Source organism: Streptomyces sp. NPDC005262 (genome assembly GCF_042872425.1).
Lineage (GTDB): Bacteria > Actinomycetota > Actinomycetes > Streptomycetales > Streptomycetaceae > Streptomyces.
This window is the reverse complement of the sequence record NZ_JBIAKK010000020.1, coordinates 77,115-92,809: the sequence shown is the minus strand read 5'-3', so window position 1 is coordinate 92,809 and position 15,695 is coordinate 77,115. Positions and strand designations below refer to the sequence as shown.

Genomic DNA, 15,695 nt, shown 5'->3' with positions numbered 1-15,695 from the left:
GAATGGTGCACTCCCGGTGACACAGAAGACGACGGCCCGTCGATCATATGGGGTGGTGCCGGCAGCACCGCGTGCGGTGTCCGGCCTCAGCCCCTGCCGGGGCTCGTGACCGGGCGGAGCCGCACCGGCAGTGTCCGCACGCTGTTGCCGACGAAGCTGGCATGACGCACCAGTTCCTCGTCGGGCACGGTGACGTCCAGCTCCGGGAAGCGGCGGAACAGCTGCTCCAGCGCGATCGTCGCCTCCATCCGGGCGAGCGGCGCTCCCAGGCAGTAGTGCGGTCCGTGGCCGAGGGAGAGGTGGCGCGCCGCCGATGTCCTGGCCGGCCGGGTGACGTCGAAGCGGTCGGCGTCGGGGCCGTGTACGGACGTGTCGCGTCCGGCGGCCGAGTATCCGGCGAGTACGGGGGTGCCCTGCGGGATGACGGTCCCGTCGAGGGTCAGGTCGCGGGTCGGATAGCGGAACGGGAAGTAGCTGACCGGGCTGTCCCAGCGCAGTGTCTCCTCCACCACGTCGGCCCATGCCGCCCGGCCCGTGGTGACCAGGTCGAGCTGGTCGCGGTGGGTGCACAGCGCGCGTACGGCATTGGTGACGAGGTTCAGCGTGGTCTCGTGACCGGCGATGATCATCAGGAGCAGGGTGCCGATGAGTTCGTGCCGGCCGAGCCGGTCTCCGCCGTCGTCGCGGGCGGCGATCAGCGCACTGGTGAGGTCGTCGCCGGGCTGCTCGGCGCGGGCCGCGGCGACGGTGCTCAGCAGTTCCACCAGCTCCCGGTTGGCGGCCATGGCTTCGAGGGGCCCGATGTCGGTGGCGACGATCTGGTTGGACAGATGGTGCAGGCGGTCCTGGTACCGGCCGTCGACGCCGAGGAGCTCGCAGATGACGCCCATCGGCAGGGGCATCGCGAACCCGGCGCGCAGGTCCACCGTCCCGTCCCCCTCCTCGGCCGCCGCGTCGAGCCGGTCGAGCAGCTCGGTGGTGAGAGTCTCGATGCGCGGCCGGAGCGCTTCCACCCGCCGGGCGGTGAACGCCTTGCTCACCAGCCCACGCAGCCGCCGGTGGTCCGCATCATCGGCTGTGGTCATGCCCTGCACGGTGGCGAACGTCCGCAGCGGCCAGCCGTCGGGGATCCGTCCTTCGGCCAGCGCGGTGAAGTGGCGTGCGTCCTTTGCGACATCGGGGTGGGCGAGAAACTCCTTCAGTGCGTCATGCCCGAGCACCGCCACCCCCGGCACATCGCCCGGCAGTACGACGGACGCCACGGCACCCCGGGCCAGCAGCCGGGCATTGTCGGCGTGCGGGCACCCGCCGGCCGGATCCATGCGGTGTGCGGCGGCCTGCCCCGGTATCGGCGAGATGTTCAACGGGCCTCTCCTGACGGTCGTCGGCTCCGGACCGGCGGCTGACGCAGCCTTTCGGCGCGGCCGATGGCGGGATGCCGATCCTACGTTCAACGCGCCCGGAACGAGGATGATCGGGCGGACGGGCGACTGTTCCGCGTGCGGGCACCATGGGGAGAATGACGCGGAGACGGACCCTTCGCGAACCGGTGGCGGGCACGGCCACCGTCAGTCGAATTCGCTCCGTCCGGGCGGAACATGCGTACCTCGGACGCCGAGCAAGAAGGTCCGCCCGGCGCATGTGCCCGAATGTCACCGACCCGCGCGGCCTCACGAGGTCTCACCCGAACGGAGCAGTGCACGGACGGGTGCCCCACCGGTGTCGCACTGCGCTCCCGCGGACGCAGCGGACGGCCGTGCCGGGCCGCGAGGTTGCACCGTCCAGCCGGCTGAGGCGCGATGGAGTCCGGACGCGCTTTCCCCGGTGGGCCCGCCCACGGACGCGCCCGGGCGAGGAGGGAACGGTCATGGCGTCCCCTGACGGTTTCGCGGATCCCGGAGAGCTCGACGGCCTGACGGTGTACGACACCGCGGGCGAGCGGGTGGGCAGCGTGGGGCGGGTGTATGTCGACGACGACAGCGGCCGGCCGGACTGGATCACGGTGAGAACCGGCCTGTTCGGGATGAAAGAGAGTTTCGTGCCGCTCGACGGGGCCCGCAAGGTGGGCTCCGACCTGCACATCAAGCATCCGAAGGACAGCGTCAAGGGAGCCCCTCGGGTGGACGCGGACGCGCATCTCTCCGTGGCCGAGGAGGAGGAGCTCTACCGGCACTACGACCTCACCGGGAAGCCGGGAGGACAGGCCCGGTGACCTGGCGCGTGGGTGTACCCGGGAGGCGAGGGTCGGAACCGCTCCGTGCCGGGTTCCGCCGGCCGGCACGATCACGCCGCAGTCACGCCCGGCGGGACACCGCGCATCAGGCCGTCCGGCTCCGGGGCCGGCATCCACGACAACGGCACTCCACCGTCAGGCGAACAGCGACACACCGCCGGAGCGGCCCCCGGCGGCGCCGCGGAACCGCGCCGGTGACGACGTCGTGTATGACGATGCCTCCCGCGGGTTCGCATGGCGAACCGCCGGTACCGCAAGGCCTACGGGCGCTGGAGGGCGAGCACGGCGTTGTGGCCGCCGAATCCGAAGGAGTGACTGACTGCGCGGCGGACCGGCTGCAGGAGAGGCGCCTTGGTGACGCAGTCGATGTCGAACTCGGGTGCCGGGGCGTCCAGATTGGCGATGGGTGGTACGACTCCGTGCTGGAGCGTGAGGATCGTCAGCCCGGCCTCGATGGCTCCGGCCGCCCCCATGCAGTGACCCAGCACTCCCTTGGGAGCCGTGACGGGCGGCCGGTGCGGATAGACCCGGCCGATGAGGGCGGCTTCGGTGGCATCGCCCAACGGTGTCGACGTGCCGTGCGCGTTGACGTGCTCGACGTCCTCGGCCCGCCAGCCCGCGTCCCGCAGCGCCGCCTCGACGGCAGCCCGGGCCACGGCGCCGGACGGATGCGGGCTGGTGGGATGGTGGGCGTCGGTGGTGGCTCCCGCACCTGCGAGCACGGCCCTCGGCGCCGCACCCCGCATCCGGGCGTCGTCCCCCCGCTCCAGCACCATGAGGGCGGCGCCCTCACCCATGACGAGTCCGGCACGGTCGGCTGCGAACGGCCGGCAGAGACGTGCCGGGTCGGCATCCCTGCGGGCGGCGGCGCCGGACCGGGCGAAGCCAGTCATGGCGACCGGGAAGACGATGGACTCGGTGGCTCCGGCGATCGCGATGTCGCACTGGCCGGTGACCAGCAGGTCCCGGGCCACGGACAGCGCGGTGGCACCGGACGAACAGGCGGTGCACGGCGCCAGGCTGGGACCCGTGGCCCGCATCCGGATGGCGATCTCGGCCGCGGGCATGTTCGGGATGGTGAGCAGGATGCCGGACGGGGAGGTGGCCTCCGGCCCACGCCGGTGGAGTGCGACGGCCTGTTCGGTCAGGCCGGCGGACCCTCCGCTGCTGGTTCCGACGACGACGGCCACCCGGCTGCCGTCCCAGTGGGCCGGGTCGAGTCCGGCGTCCGCGACCGCCTCCCGTGCCGCGAGGACGGCGAACTTGACGTACTTCCCCATCCGGAACGCCGTCCGGCCGCCGACCGCCTCGTCCAGATCGATGCCGGAGACCGTGCACGCGAAGTCGATCTCGCAGCCTTCGAGTTCGGGAACGGTGCGGGCGGGCGAGATCCCTGAGCAGACCCCGTTCCAGGTGGTTTCGGTGTCGTTGCCGGCCGGGGTGATCATCCCCAGGCCGGTGACGACGACGGGGGGCCTGTTCATCGGGGGTTGCTCATCGCGGCCTCGCCGCTCGCCGCCGTCACGCCGCCGGCCGTCTCCTCGATGAACCGGGTGATGTCGGCAAGGGTGGCGTCCTTGTAGAGCTTCTCGGAGCCGGCGTCGACGCCCAGCTTCTCCTTGACGATGACGGCGAACTCGGCGACGGCGAGCGAGTCCATCTCCAGGCTGTCCATGGTGGAGTCCGGGAGGATCTCGGCGGCAGGCACCTTGAAGGTGCCGACGAGGATGTCGGTGATCTTGGGATGAATCGCGCTCATGATCTTCCTCTTCACTCTGTGGTGCAGGTGCGCCGGGCCGGATGAATGCACCGTCCCGACGCCGAAGTAACGGGATGACGTTCCTCCAGTTACGCCTTGCGGCGAACCGATTCGCATGCGCCCGTACGCGCGTTCGCGCGGCGCCGGGCGAGAACGGATGTGGTGCCCCAGTACGCCAGCAGCACCGCCCGGACACCGAGGGCCGCCGCGGCCTCCCGTACCCGGCGCGTCCGCCCGGCGGCCCGCTCCTGCGGGGCCGTCACCGCTCCCCCTCGGTCCCGGCGGCGGTCTGCCAAGCCGCCTCCGGGTCGTCGTACGCGTCGGCGTAGTCGGCGCCCGCGATGGGCCAGTCCGCAAGCACCTCCTCCGGCAGCGCGAAGGACTCGATCAGGGTGGACAGATGGGCGGCGACATCCGCGATGAGCCCCTCGATGGCGTCCGGCAAAGCGTGGACCTGGTCGATGGTCAGCCGACCGGCGGCGAGCAGATCGCCGCTGTTGCGATCCACCCACCGCAGGGCGAACAGCCGCTGCAGTTCCGCGAGTCGATCGCGCGCGGGCCCTTCGGGCAGTCCGGCGACCGCGTCCGCGTACGCCTCGGCCGCCTGCCGGTGGGCGTGTGCCTCGACCCCGCGCAGCGCCGGCCCGGACGCCGCGTTCCACCGGTCCAGCGGACCGTCGTTCCGGGCGCCGCTCATCCGCGCCCTGGCCCGGGCGAACCAGAGATCCTCCACATGCGCGTGCAGCCGCCCGAGGAACCGGGGGTCGCCGAGATCTCCCGGCGCGGCGTCAGGAGTGCTGTCCTGCGGAGTCTGCGGAGCGGCGAACAGCATTTCGGCGGCGGCCTTGGCGTGGATGGCAAGGTTGTCTCCCTCGGCGGTGATCACGCCCTCCGCACCGGCTACGAGGTCGGCCATGCCGTTGTTCTCCAACAACGCCTGCGCTCCGCACCGTTCACGGCATTCGACGATGACCGCGCGAGCCCGCCAGGTGATCCACCCCTTCGCCACGGCGACCAGCCGCTCCGCCTCCGCCCGCCCCGTCGCCGTGCCCGGATCCGTGCCGGCCTGTGCCTCCCACCGGTCGAGGGCTCTGCGGTGCAGCAGGCTCATCGCGAAGACCGTGGCCATGGCCTCGGCCAGCGGCCCGTGGTGGCTTCGGTGGGCGATCACGGGCACCGGCTGCGTGGCGCGCGGACCGGAGATGTACCGGTGGCCGCCGTAGCGGACCGCGACGGCCAGCGTCGCGCGCGCGGCGCCGACCGCGCAGGCGCTCATGGAGATCTTGCCGACCGTGACGCGCCCGATCGCGGTGAGGAAGCGACGCCTGCGGCTACCCATGGCGCTGCTGAACTCCCTGTTGTCGCCGACCCGTCCGTGTTCGCCGCCGAGCAGCGCCTCGCGTTCCACGAAGACCTGGTCGAAAGAGGTCAGACAGTGGTCGACCGGGCTGCCCAGGCGTGCCGGGAGCCTGCGGACCCGCACCCCGGGCATCGGCCGCACCTCGTCGGTGAGAGGCACCAGAAAGAGGAAGACCCCGTGGTCCGCGCCGTCGGCCAGCAGGCGTGCCACGACCAGTCCGGTCTTGGGGCCGCCGGCCGGGCTGGCGTTGGGCATGAACTTCTGTGCCCCGGAGTGCGGGGTGTGCAGGACGAATCCGTCGCGTGCGCGGTCGTACGTCGCGGTCGTTTCGACGGCCGCCGCATCATTGCCGTGTGCCACCTCCGTACAGAGGAAGGTGCCGATGCGCCGTAGTCGGAGGAAGTCCGACAGATCGCGACGGGTGTCACCGTCATGGTCGAGGAGGCTGCCGAGGAAGAGGTTGTAGTGGATGCCGGCGACGGTGGTGAGTGCCGGGTCCACCGGGCCGATCCACTCGTGCAGGGCTGCGAGGGCGCGCGGGTCGGTGGCCGTTCCGGCGGCGCTGTCGAGAGTGCTGTTGAGGATCTTCAGCCGTTCGTACGCGAGGGAGAGGCGCTCGTCGGGTGTGCGGTCGGCGGGACGGCGGAACGGCGCTGTGGAGATCAGCCGACGCCAGGAGCCGTGCTCCTGGCGGAAGTTACCCCCGAAGAGCACACCTTTGAGAAGGTCCGCGGTGGACTCGGTGGCGATGCTGTCGATCGTTGCGGTCATGAATTCTAGAACGATCAATGAACGGCGAGGACACACTTCCTCGCCGTCCGTTGCACAGGCGGGACAAGCGGTCAGGCACGCTCGAAGGCCAGCGCGACGTTGTGTCCGCCGAAGCCGAAGGAGTGACTGACGGCCCGCCGGACGTCCTGCCGGCGCGGCTCCTTGGTCACGCAGTCGAGGTCCCACCCGTCCGGCAGGGCGTCCAGGTTGGCGATCGGCGGAACGACTCCGTGTTCCAGCGTCAGTACGGTCGCCACCGCTTCGATCGCACCGGCAGCGGCGAGAGTGTGCCCGATCACCCCCTTCGCGGCGGTGAGGGAAGGACGGTGCGGGAAGAGCCGGGAGACCAGCTCGGTCTCCATCGCGTCGTTCAGCGGGGTGGACGTGCCGTGCGCATTGATGTGGTCGACATCGCGGGGGGTCCAGCCCGCCTCGTACAGTGCCGCCTCCACCGCCTGTTGCGCACCGCAGCCGTCGGGTGCGGGCGCTGTGGGGTGGCGGGCGTCCGTACTGGCCCCCGCGCCGGTCAGCAGCGCGCGCAGCCGGCCGCCGCGGGCACGGGCGTGGGCGGTCCGTTCCAGTACGAGCATGGCGGCGCCCTCGCCGAGGACGAATCCGTCCCGGTCCGCGGCGAACGGCCGCGACGCGCCCGCCGGATCACTCGTCCGGGTGGAGAGCGCCCCCATCTTCGCGAAGGCCGCCACCACCAGCGGCGTCAGCACGGACTCCGCCCCACCGGCCACCACGGTGTCGCACCGGCCGCTGGTCAGCAGGTCACGGGCGACAGCGATGGCGGTGGACCCGGAGGCGCAGGCGGTGGCGGGCGCGAGGCTGGGGCCCTGAGCGCGGAGCTCGATCGCGACCTCGCCGGCCGCGGCGTTCGGGATCATCATCGGCACCAGCAGCGGGGAGACCGCCTCCGGTCCGGCGTCGTCGAGTTTGCGAACGTTGTCGACGAGCAGGGACACGCCGCCGACGCCGACGCCGACCACCACGCCGACCCTGGATCCGTCCCAGGTCTCCGGGGAGAGTCCGGCGTCCGCCACGGCCTGCCGGGCGGCGATCAGTGCCAGTTTCACGAACCGTCCCATCCGCCATACCGATCGGCCTCCCACCACCAGGTCCAGGTCGATCCCGTCGACCGGGCAGGCGAAGTCGACCGGCAGTCCTGCCAGTTCGTCGCAGCGCCGCGCCATGGAGCGCCCCGCGCACAGCCCCTCCCAGAAGGTGTGCTCATCGGCGCCGGCGGGGGTCACCAGCCCCACTCCCGTCACCGCGACCCCCATGTCAGCCTGCGTCATATTCTGTTCCCTCCGTCGCGCACCGTGCGTCGTTCATTCGGGATCCCGGCCAGCGAAGAGCGGCGGACCCCCAGGTCAGACCGCCTCCGAAGGCGGTGATCAGCATCTGGTCGCCGGCTCGGAACCGGCCCTCGGAAGCGGCGTCGGCGAGCGCCAGCGGAATCGATGCGGCGCCTGTGTTCCCCACCCGTTCCAGGTGCGTGACACAGCGCGGTGCGTCGATGCCGAGGCGGGCGGACACCGCCCGCAGAATCCTCGCGTTGGCCTGGTGCGGGACGAAGTGGTCGACGTCGGCGGCGTCCCACCCCACCTTGGCCAGCAGCGCCCGGCAGGATCCCGTCATCCGCTCGACGGCGTGCTGGTACACGGCAGGTCCTTGCATCCGGAAGAACTCGTCGCCCTCGGCGGCCTGCTCCGGCGTCGAGCGGGACCGCGCACCGCCCCCGGGCACGGTGATCAGGTCGTACCCGGTGCCGTCGCTGCCCAGGTCGAAGGCGAGCAGTTCACCGGGGGTCCCCGCCCGCCCGGCCCCCACGAGTGCCGCCCCGGCCCCGTCGCCGAACACCACACCGGCCGACCGGTCGGCCGGGTCCAGCCAGGCCGAGTACACATCCGCGCCCACCAGCAGCACCCGGTCGTGGAGGCCGGAGGCCACGAGTCCCCGGCAGACGGCGAGCCCGTAGACGAAGCCGCTGCACGCGGCGCCGATGTCGAATGCGGGGACCGTTCCCAGACCGAGCCGGGCAGCGAGGGCGGGGGCCGTGCCGGGGCAGGGATGGTCCGGGGTGGCGGTCGCGAGCACGAGTGCGTCCACCGGCCCGACGGCGGTCGAACCGCCGTCGCCGACCAGTCGCCGGGCGGCTTCGAAGGCGACATCCCCGGTGGCCAGTCCCACCCCGGCCCGGTGGCGGCTGACGATGCCGGTGCGGGCGCGTACCCAGGCGTCGTCCACGCCCCAAGCGGCGGGCAACGCGTCATTGCCCACCGGCTCTCCCGGCACCCACCCCGCGACGGCTTCCAGGACCGCGGTCCGCACCGGAGCCGGGCCTGGCCCCTGGCCGGGCACGGTCAAGGGCCGGGCGGACAAACCGGTGAGCCGTTCCGTGTCCCGCTCCGTATCCGGCTGCACGCCGCCGTGAAGTACGTGTCCCCTCGCCACTCGCTGCTCCGATTCCGTGCTCGATCACGCCTGCCGGCTGTCGAACGGCAGTCGCCCCGTCGAGGATGCGCCTACTGGGCCGAACAGGGGCGCGCGACGCTCAGGGGCGTGAACCGCGTACCCCCGCGAGCCCCCTGGCTCACCCTTTCGCAGCAACTCGCCGCGCTGCGCGGACGCGCAGGGCATCCCCTTGGGTCATGGCAACACCGGACCCCGGCCACTCGGATCACTCGGCCTCCCGCGCCGAGCTGGATGCGCTGCGCGCACGGATGGCGCGGCTGGAGGCGCGAACTCCGGCGCGGTCGCGGCCCCGGATCCGTTCATTCTTCGCCGTGCTCCTGATCCTCGTCGCGGCGGTCCTCACCCCACTCGGCATCGTCGCCGCCTGGGCCAAGAACGACATCGGTGACACCGACCGTTATGTGGCGATGGTGAAGCCCCTGGCCTCCGATCCCGATGTGCAGGCCGCGGTGTCGAAGCGCGTCACCGATGCCGTGATGACGCATCTGGACGTCCACGCCCTCCTCGAACAGGTGGCGCCCGCGGACCGGCCGGTCGTCGACAAGGCGCTGGGGCGGCTGAGCGGCCCGATCACCACCGGGGTCTCGAACTTCGTGCACGGGACGGTGGACAGGTTCGTGGCGTCCGGCGCCTTCGAGAAGGTGTGGGTCGCCCTCAACCGGGACGCCCACGCGGCGGCCGTCAAGGCGCTGACCGGCAGGGGGGGCGGGGCCGTGAAGCTCACCGGCGACACCGTCGTCATCGATCTCGCCCCGGTGATCGACCGGGTGAAGCAGCTCCTCGTCGACCACGGGCTGACGATCGCCGCGAAGATCCCCGAGATCCATACCGACTTCACCGTGCTGACGTCCGATGCGATCGGCAAGGCCAAGAAGGGGTTCCGGCTGCTGCAGATCGTCGGATTCTGGCTGCCGTTGCTGGCCCTCGTGCTCGCCGCCGGTGGGGTGCTGCTCGCGGTGCGCCGACGCCGCGCGCTGATCACGGCGGCCCTCGCGGTCGCGGTCGGCGCCGCGGTGCTCGGGTTGGCGTTGTGGGTGTTCCGGGCGTTCTATCTGGACAGCCTTCCGGCGGCGGTGTCGCAGCCGGCGGCCGGTTCGATCTTCGATGCCCTGGTCGGCTACCTCCGCGCCGGGATCCGGATGGTGATCACACTGGGCGTGGTGGTGGCACTCGCCGCCTGGCTCTCCGGCGAAGGTCGCGCCGCCACCCGGGTCAAGGCCATGTGGCACGGCGGCATCGGCGCCGTGCGCGACGCGGCCGGGATCACCGGTGGTCCGGTCGGCGCATGGGTGCACCGGGCGAAGGACCCGCTGAACTGGACGGTCGTCGTCGTGGCCGCCGTCGTGCTGATCGTGTGGGACAGGCCTACGGCGATGGTGACCGTATGGATCGCGATCGCGGCCCTCTTCGCCCTCGCGGTCGTGGAGTTCCTCGACGACGACAGCACACCGCATCTGCTCCCGGCACCGCACGGGCAGGCGCACGGGTGATGACCGGGTGAGGCGGGCCTTCCCACTGGCACGCCGCAGGGCATGACGGTGCCACCGTTCCCGCGAGGGGGCGGTGGCACCGTCATGCCCGGACCCTGTTCAGAAGCGGCTGAGCGCCTCCTCCAACTCCGCCTCGTCCGGCGGGTTGGCGCCCGCCCGTGCGACGGTCACGGCGGCCGAGGCCGCCGCCTGGCGCAGGACATCGGTCACGGTGTCCCGGTCCAGGGAACGCAGCCGCTCCCGGCCGCCCGCGCCGAGCAGCCCTCGCGAGGCGAGAGCGTGCAGCGTGCCCGACATGAAGGCGTCGCCCGCACCCACCGTGTCGACGACGTCGGTGGGAAGGGCGTCAACCGTCACGTGCCCGCCCGCGAACACGGCCAGCGCGCCGTCACCCCCTCGGGTGACGAGGACAAGGGCCGGGCCGGTGGTGCGCCACCGCTCGGCGACCTGCTCCGGCTCGTGGCCCGGGTACAGCCACTCCAGATCCTCGTCACTGGCCTTGACCACATCGCTGAGTGCGACACAGCGCTCGACCTCGCGCACGGCTGCGTCGTGGTCCCCCATCAACTCGGGCCGCACATTGGGGTCGTAGCTGACCGTCGCGCCCGCCCGCAGTGACTCGACCGCGCCCAGGACGGTCGCGTTGCCGGGGCTCATGACCGCCGCGATGGAACCCGTGTGCACGTGGTGCGGCGGCCGGTCCAGGGAGACCGGGGCCAGCGTCCAGGTGATCGCGAAGGTGTACGTGGCCCGGCCGGCGCCGTCCAGGGTCACGGCGGCGGACGGGGTGGGCGTCGTCGCGCCGTCCGTGCGGACCTCGACCCCGGCGGTGGCCAGATGATCCCTGATCAGCCGCCCGTTGTCGTCCCGGCCGAGCTGGGTGAGCAGCGTGGCGCTACCCCCGAGCCGGGCCAGACCGTACGCGACATTGGCCGGACTGCCGCCCGGGTGGACCTGATCGGCCGCACCCGGCAGCCGGACGATGTCGGCGACGCATTCGCCGATGACCAGCAGGTCGAGTCTGTCGAGCATGGGGGTGGGATCTCCTAGAGTGCGCAAACGACGGTGTCCTGTCGACATCCTCCGCCCCGCAGGCTTGGCAGGATCCATCCAGGTCAGGGTGCGACTCGGTAAGTGCTCGACGCTTCACCGCATGCCCGTCGGCGAAGACTGCACTGACACCCGCGATGTCCTGGGGCGTTCGGCACTCGGTGACGATCTCGCTGTCGAGCGCACCGTTGGTGTCGGCGTTGCCGGACCAGCAGGTCTCTTCCTGGCACACGAACACGGCCAGGCTCTCGCGGCTGCCGTCGGTGGCGAAGCCGCAGCCCTCGCAGCGGTTCGTGTCGGGGCGGGAGCGATGACAGGCTGATCCGCAGGCGCCGTTCACCGTCCACCGTGTCGGGGGACAGCGGTGTGCACCCGGCGCCGGCGTCGTAACCGACCACCGTTCGCCCCCCCGGTGCGGATCCGGAAGCCGAGTTCGGTCGCGGCTCCTGTGCCCGGCAGGGCGATCTCTGCCTCAAGTTCGTACGACCGGCCGCGCACGGCGACGCGAAGGTCGGCGGAGTCCGGAGAACATGCGGGGCTGCGGCGCGGTGATGCGTCAGGAGGCGTCCTTGTTCCCTTCCTCCCCGTACCGCCGCTCGAACTTCGCGACCTGCCCCTCGGTGTCGACGACTCGGGCCTTGCCGGTGAAGAAGGGGTGGCTCTCGGCGGAAATCTCCACATCGATGACGGGGTAGGTGTTGCCGTCGTCCCAGTCGATGGTCTGGTCGCTGGACGCGGTGGACCGGGTGAGGAAGGCGTAGCCCGCAGAGCGGTCGCGGAAGACGACGGGACGGTAGGAAGGGTGCTTGTCCTGCTGCATGCCTGCTCCTGGGGACGTACGGACTCGGCTCAGCCCAGCCTCGCGAACGAAGCCGGTGGGCGCGATCGCAGGCGGTCCGTACGGGGGCGCGAGGCATCACCCCGTTGCGGGGCCGTAGGCATGGAAGCGGCTTGACCGGAGCCCGGGGGAGCCCTTCACCACCATCCATCGCGGAGGACCCGCCTCCGTCGAGGTTGAGAGCCTGCACCGCGCCCAGCGACCGCATGAAGCGCGCGGCCTCGCCCAGCGTGAAGCCCTCGCTCACTCCCGGCTGCCGCCCGTCCACCGTGACCAGCAGCAGCCGTCCCCGCCCGTCGATGCCGGCCAGGGTACGGGGCTGGCGAACGTTGGACCAGGCGAAGCCGAACGACAGGTCCTGCGGGTCGAGCGTGCCTTCGGTGGCGGCATCGATGTGGATGCGGCCGTCCTCGACGAGGGTGGGAGCCGCACTGACGATGCTGTCATCGGAACCGAGCCTGACCTGCCGCCCCGAGGAGTCCCGGACGAGCTCACGCAGCGACAGCCGCTTGCCGACGCGCGCGTGATCTGTGAGCCAGTTCCCGGCTGCCCCGGGGACGCCACGGCGACCGACGGCCGCTACGACTTGTCCGTGCGCGGTGCCGACGGCTTTGTCCGCCGTCTCTCGGGCACCGTCCTCCGCGAGGGACAGGACGACGTGGCAGTTCCGTCGGTCCGGGCGTCATTGCGGCACGCCGGGCGGTCGAAGGATGCCTCGATCGAACTGGACCTGCGCAACGACGGCGGCACCGAGGTGGCCTTCACGATCACTCCGAACGACTTCGCCGGCAAGGAGCAGACCGTCTGGGTCCATGCGGGTGGCCACTCCCGGATGACGTGGCCCACTGACGACGGGCGGTACGACGTCACCGTCACCGCAGGCACCGGCACCCGCTTCGCCCAGCGTTACGCGGGAACCGTCCACACCGTGTGAGGCGGGGCGGGACCAGGTGACGACCGCAGTGCCGACCCGGTCCCGTCCCCGGCCCACACTCTTCGCGACACGCCCCTGGCCCGGGGGCGCGGTGGATCGGGAAGCGGCCGCGCCACCTGGCCGCTCGGCCAGGTGGCGCGGCCGGTAGGGTCTGGTGATGTTCGGCCAGAAGGCCTCACGGCACAGCAGCGGCCCAGGAGACACGGTGCAGGAGGAGCACGGCACCCCAGACAGAGATCTTCGCTACCGCAAGGTTGCCGCCGAACTACGCGAGGCGATCATCGCGGGCGAGTACGCCGCCGGTGCGAAGCTACCGCCGGAGGGAACGCTCGCCGAGCGCTACAACGTCTCCCGGGGCACGGTCCGGCACGCGCTGGCCGTGCTGCGCACGGACGGCCTGGTCACCTCGCGGCGCGGAACGCGGCGTACTGTGCTCGGTGGCCCGCGGGCACAGAGTTTCTCGGAGCTGCTCAGCTTCACCAACTGGGCCCGCTCCACCGGCGAGACGCCGGGCGGCCGGGTCGATCGCGTGGTGCGACGGCCGGCCGAGCCCCTCGATGCAGAGCAACTGGGCCTGGAGGCAGGGGCGGAGGTATATCTGGTGCTGCGCCTGCGGACCTTGTCGGGAGAGCCGGTCATGGTCGAACGGTCGGTCTACCCGGCCAGGGTTGGCGCCCTGGTGGCCGAACTGCGGCCTGACACCGTCTCGCACACCGAAGCCCTCGTCGAGCAAGGGGTGCATTTCACCGACGCCGACCACACCATCGACCTCACGTGGGCCGACGCGGACGACGCCCGACTCCTGGACTGCCCGGTCGGGCAGGTGCTGCTGCGCGAGAGGCGCCGCACCACCGACCCGGCCGGAGTGCCGGTGGAGTGGTCCGAGGACCGCTACCTGCCCGGCACCATCGCCTTCACGGTGCACAACTCCGTGGCCACCTCGACCTTGGGTCGGCGGCACAGCCCCCGCACGGTACCGGTCGGCACCGACGGGCCGTCGGCTGCGTGACGCGTCGCGGCACCGGCGGCCGGGACTTGTGGCCTAACCCCGCAGCAGTGCGGTGAGCAACGGAAGGAAGTGCTCGAACGGGGGGGTGGATGCGTCCGGATCCTTCGCCTCATCGTCCCAGCGGCGGATGGCGACCGCGTCGGCCGCGTCCGGCAGGGCGGCGAACTGCGCCACCTGTGCCGGGGACATCACGCCGCCCTGGACGCGCAGCGTGTGCTGCGACGCCTCCGACAACCGGTTGTGGTACCCGGGTTCCACAGCGCACAGGTAGCGTTTGGCGGCCACGTGCAGGCGCACCGGCTCGGTGACTGCGGGCCCGAACCAGCGGGCCAGCAGGTCGGCTCCCGAGTGGCTGTGCCGGTTGTCGGTGCCGGACATCAGTTCGTGGCCGGTCACGGCGCCCGCGAAGTGCCCGACGTCGTGCAGCAGTGCCCCGGCCACCAGGTGCGGCGGGGCGCCGTCGGCCTCCGCCCTCGCACCGGCCTGGAGCATGTGCTCGGCCATGGAGACCGACTCGCCCAGATACTCCGCCGACCCCGGTCCGGCGAACAACCGGGCCAGCGGCTCCAGGGTGTCCGCGCGCCGCAGCACCGCCAAGGTGCTCGCCAGACCGTCCAGATCGGCGTAGCAGCCCTGGAGGTGGCGTGCTCCGTCCTGGGCGAAGGCGGTACGGGCGTGCAGCAGCCGGGTGTTGTCGAACACCAGGCAGTCGCCCGGCGACAGCCGCAGGTCCAGTTGCAGTTCGGGGCGGAGCAGCAGTTCCGCGAACGTGCGGTAGGCCGCGTAGAACGCTTCCACCTCGGCGGCGGGCAGCCGGAGCGTGCCGATCGAACGGTTGTTGAACCGCACCTCGCGCACCCGGCCGAGGGGGTCGGTGCCGATGAGCGGACGGTCGGCTCGCAGTTCGGTTCCCGCGTCGCGGAAGACGAACGGCACGGGCGTACGGGTGAGGACGTCGAAGGCCTCCGGATCCTCCTCCCGCAGCAGCGCGGCCGCGGCGAAGCCGTCGACGAGACCCGAGTCGCCGCCGTCGGCGTCGTTGACCAGACAGTGGAGCAACTGGATCGTCGGGACGGGATCGCGGTACGGGTTGTCTGTGTGCGGCGTGATGCAGGCCGATGTGAAGGCGAGGTTGTTCGGGTCGGGCTCGACGCGTACGTCGAAGAGCTTCCCGTAGTTGGTCTCGCGGACGTAGCCGAAGGTCTCCGCCACGTCGAGCACCTGTCCCTCGCGTTCCGGTACCCCGCTCAGCAGCATGAAACCCAGCCGCAATACGTAATCCAGCATGCGGGCCCGCACACCTGGCTCGCCCAGATACTCGTCCCAGCCCGCTTGCGGCAGCCGTCCGGTGAGGTCGCCGGCCTTCCACAGTTCCTTCCGGTCGTCGGTGCGCCGGTCGCCGGTCGCCGGCCCACCGGGCCGGTTGGCCTCCAGCCAGGTCAGCGGGTAGGTCGAGCGGTGTCCGTCGGGGGCCCATATCACCTCGACGGCAGGCCCCTCTGCCTCGTCCATGTCGGTCACCGTGTCGAGCCGGAGCGCGGCGGGCAGCGCGCTGATCTGGAACAGCTTCTGTCCTGAGCGCGGATCGCGGCAGTCTGCGCACGGGCAGTTGTCGCGAAGCCACATCACCGGAAAGTCGTCGATCGGGAAGGTGGGCCGGGTCGGCACGGTCACTCCTCGGGTCAAAGTTGTATAGCCAACTTTTTCGACCGTCACAGGCGGATACGACCGGAACATGATCGCAAGGTGTCTGCCGAGCCAACCCCCGTC

Annotated in this window: 14 protein-coding genes and 2 pseudogenes; 5 read left to right on the top strand and 11 right to left on the bottom strand. The window is 71.6% G+C overall.

Going from position 1 to position 15,695, the window contains the following annotated elements; genetic code table 11:
• Window positions 1–86: 86 nt before the first annotated feature.
• Window positions 87–1,322, bottom strand: a complete 1,236-nt coding sequence (locus tag ACFYP5_RS34035; RefSeq protein WP_389043084.1) for a cytochrome P450 — start codon at window positions 1,320–1,322, stop codon at window positions 87–89.
• 545 nt (window positions 1,323–1,867) lie between these two features.
• On the opposite strand from ACFYP5_RS34035, the pseudogene ACFYP5_RS34030 reads away from it, so the two are divergent.
• A pseudogene (locus tag ACFYP5_RS34030) lies at window positions 1,868–2,198 on the top strand (PRC-barrel domain-containing protein); the annotation flags it as partial.
• 295 nt (window positions 2,199–2,493) lie between these two features.
• Here the strand turns inward: ACFYP5_RS34030 and ACFYP5_RS34025 are convergent.
• The 6 genes from ACFYP5_RS34025 to ACFYP5_RS34000 all read right to left on the bottom strand — a co-directional run bounded on the left by ACFYP5_RS34025 (window position 2,494) and on the right by ACFYP5_RS34000 (window position 8,496).
• Window positions 2,494–3,717, bottom strand: coding sequence for a beta-ketoacyl-[acyl-carrier-protein] synthase family protein (locus ACFYP5_RS34025; protein ID WP_389042990.1), 1,224 nt, complete (start codon window positions 3,715–3,717; stop codon window positions 2,494–2,496).
• The gene (locus ACFYP5_RS34020) at window positions 3,714–3,992 is read right to left on the bottom strand and encodes an acyl carrier protein (protein WP_389042988.1); all 279 of its coding nucleotides are present in this window, start codon (window positions 3,990–3,992) and stop codon (window positions 3,714–3,716) included. Before ACFYP5_RS34020 ends, ACFYP5_RS34025 begins: the two co-directional genes overlap by 4 nt.
• 89 nt (window positions 3,993–4,081) lie before the next feature.
• Window positions 4,082–4,255: a hypothetical protein gene (locus ACFYP5_RS34015; RefSeq protein WP_389042986.1), complete on the bottom strand. Its 174-nt coding sequence runs from the start codon at window positions 4,253–4,255 to the stop codon at window positions 4,082–4,084.
• Window positions 4,252–6,123, bottom strand: a complete 1,872-nt coding sequence (locus tag ACFYP5_RS34010; protein WP_389042985.1) for an acyl-CoA dehydrogenase — start codon at window positions 6,121–6,123, stop codon at window positions 4,252–4,254. Before ACFYP5_RS34010 ends, ACFYP5_RS34015 begins: the two co-directional genes overlap by 4 nt.
• 71 nt (window positions 6,124–6,194) lie before the next feature.
• Entirely contained in the window at window positions 6,195–7,424 is a 1,230-nt protein-coding gene (locus ACFYP5_RS34005) for a beta-ketoacyl-[acyl-carrier-protein] synthase family protein (protein ID WP_389042983.1), read from the bottom strand.
• Window positions 7,411–8,496, bottom strand: a complete 1,086-nt coding sequence (locus tag ACFYP5_RS34000; RefSeq protein ID WP_389043083.1) for a beta-ketoacyl-ACP synthase 3 — start codon at window positions 8,494–8,496, stop codon at window positions 7,411–7,413. Before ACFYP5_RS34000 ends, ACFYP5_RS34005 begins: the two co-directional genes overlap by 14 nt.
• Window positions 8,497–8,780: 284 nt before the next feature.
• Here ACFYP5_RS34000 and ACFYP5_RS33995 point away from each other — a divergent pair, with 284 nt between their 5' ends.
• Window positions 8,781–10,094 (top strand): hypothetical protein, encoded by a 1,314-nt coding sequence (locus ACFYP5_RS33995; RefSeq protein ID WP_389042981.1) that lies wholly within the window; start codon window positions 8,781–8,783, stop codon window positions 10,092–10,094.
• A gap of 99 nt (window positions 10,095–10,193) precedes the next feature.
• On the opposite strand, the gene ACFYP5_RS33990 is transcribed toward ACFYP5_RS33995, so the two are convergent.
• A complete protein-coding gene (locus tag ACFYP5_RS33990) occupies window positions 10,194–11,126 on the bottom strand; it encodes a carbohydrate kinase (RefSeq protein ID WP_389042979.1) in 933 nt (310 codons plus the stop codon).
• 121 nt (window positions 11,127–11,247) lie between these two features.
• Here ACFYP5_RS33990 and ACFYP5_RS33985 point away from each other — a divergent pair, with 121 nt between their 5' ends.
• Window positions 11,248–11,466 carry a hypothetical protein gene (locus tag ACFYP5_RS33985; protein WP_389042977.1) on the top strand — a complete coding sequence of 73 codons (219 nt, stop codon included), beginning with the start codon at window positions 11,248–11,250 and terminating at the stop codon, window positions 11,464–11,466.
• 234 nt (window positions 11,467–11,700) lie between these two features.
• On the opposite strand, the gene ACFYP5_RS33980 is transcribed toward ACFYP5_RS33985, so the two are convergent.
• Together ACFYP5_RS33980 and ACFYP5_RS33975 are read right to left on the bottom strand one after the other, a co-directional pair.
• Window positions 11,701–11,964: a type B 50S ribosomal protein L31 gene (locus ACFYP5_RS33980; RefSeq protein ID WP_030920486.1), complete on the bottom strand. Its 264-nt coding sequence runs from the start codon at window positions 11,962–11,964 to the stop codon at window positions 11,701–11,703.
• Between the two features lie 226 nt (window positions 11,965–12,190).
• A pseudogene (locus tag ACFYP5_RS33975) lies at window positions 12,191–12,376 on the bottom strand (phosphodiester glycosidase family protein); the annotation flags it as partial.
• 129 nt (window positions 12,377–12,505) lie between these two features.
• On the opposite strand from ACFYP5_RS33975, the gene ACFYP5_RS33970 reads away from it, so the two are divergent.
• Entirely contained in the window at window positions 12,506–12,916 is a 411-nt protein-coding gene (locus ACFYP5_RS33970; RefSeq protein ID WP_389042975.1) for a phospholipase domain-containing protein, read from the top strand.
• 157 nt (window positions 12,917–13,073) lie between these two features.
• Window positions 13,074–13,925 (top strand): GntR family transcriptional regulator, encoded by an 852-nt coding sequence (locus ACFYP5_RS33965; RefSeq protein ID WP_389042973.1) that lies wholly within the window; start codon window positions 13,074–13,076, stop codon window positions 13,923–13,925.
• Window positions 13,926–13,958: 33 nt separating this feature from the next.
• On the opposite strand, the gene ACFYP5_RS33960 is transcribed toward ACFYP5_RS33965, so the two are convergent.
• Window positions 13,959–15,593, bottom strand: a complete 1,635-nt coding sequence (locus tag ACFYP5_RS33960) for a TauD/TfdA family dioxygenase (RefSeq protein WP_389042971.1) — start codon at window positions 15,591–15,593, stop codon at window positions 13,959–13,961.
• Between the last annotated feature and the right edge of the window lie 102 nt (window positions 15,594–15,695).

Coding starts and splice junctions, on each gene's coding strand:
- ACFYP5_RS34035 (WP_389043084.1), bottom strand. CDS start 1,322: ATGGATCCGGCCGGCGGGTGCCCGCACGCCGACAATGCCCGGCTGCTG.
- ACFYP5_RS34025 (WP_389042990.1), bottom strand. CDS start 3,717: ATGAACAGGCCCCCCGTCGTCGTCACCGGCCTGGGGATGATCACCCCG.
- ACFYP5_RS34020 (WP_389042988.1), bottom strand. CDS start 3,992: ATGAGCGCGATTCATCCCAAGATCACCGACATCCTCGTCGGCACCTTC.
- ACFYP5_RS34010 (WP_389042985.1), bottom strand. CDS start 6,123: ATGACCGCAACGATCGACAGCATCGCCACCGAGTCCACCGCGGACCTT.
- ACFYP5_RS34005 (WP_389042983.1), bottom strand. CDS start 7,424: ATGACGCAGGCTGACATGGGGGTCGCGGTGACGGGAGTGGGGCTGGTG.
- ACFYP5_RS33995 (WP_389042981.1), top strand. CDS start 8,781: ATGGCAACACCGGACCCCGGCCACTCGGATCACTCGGCCTCCCGCGCC.
- ACFYP5_RS33990 (WP_389042979.1), bottom strand. CDS start 11,126: ATGCTCGACAGACTCGACCTGCTGGTCATCGGCGAATGCGTCGCCGAC.
- ACFYP5_RS33985 (WP_389042977.1), top strand. CDS start 11,248: ATGCCCGTCGGCGAAGACTGCACTGACACCCGCGATGTCCTGGGGCGT.
- ACFYP5_RS33980 (WP_030920486.1), bottom strand. CDS start 11,964: ATGCAGCAGGACAAGCACCCTTCCTACCGTCCCGTCGTCTTCCGCGAC.
- ACFYP5_RS33965 (WP_389042973.1), top strand. CDS start 13,074: ATGTTCGGCCAGAAGGCCTCACGGCACAGCAGCGGCCCAGGAGACACG.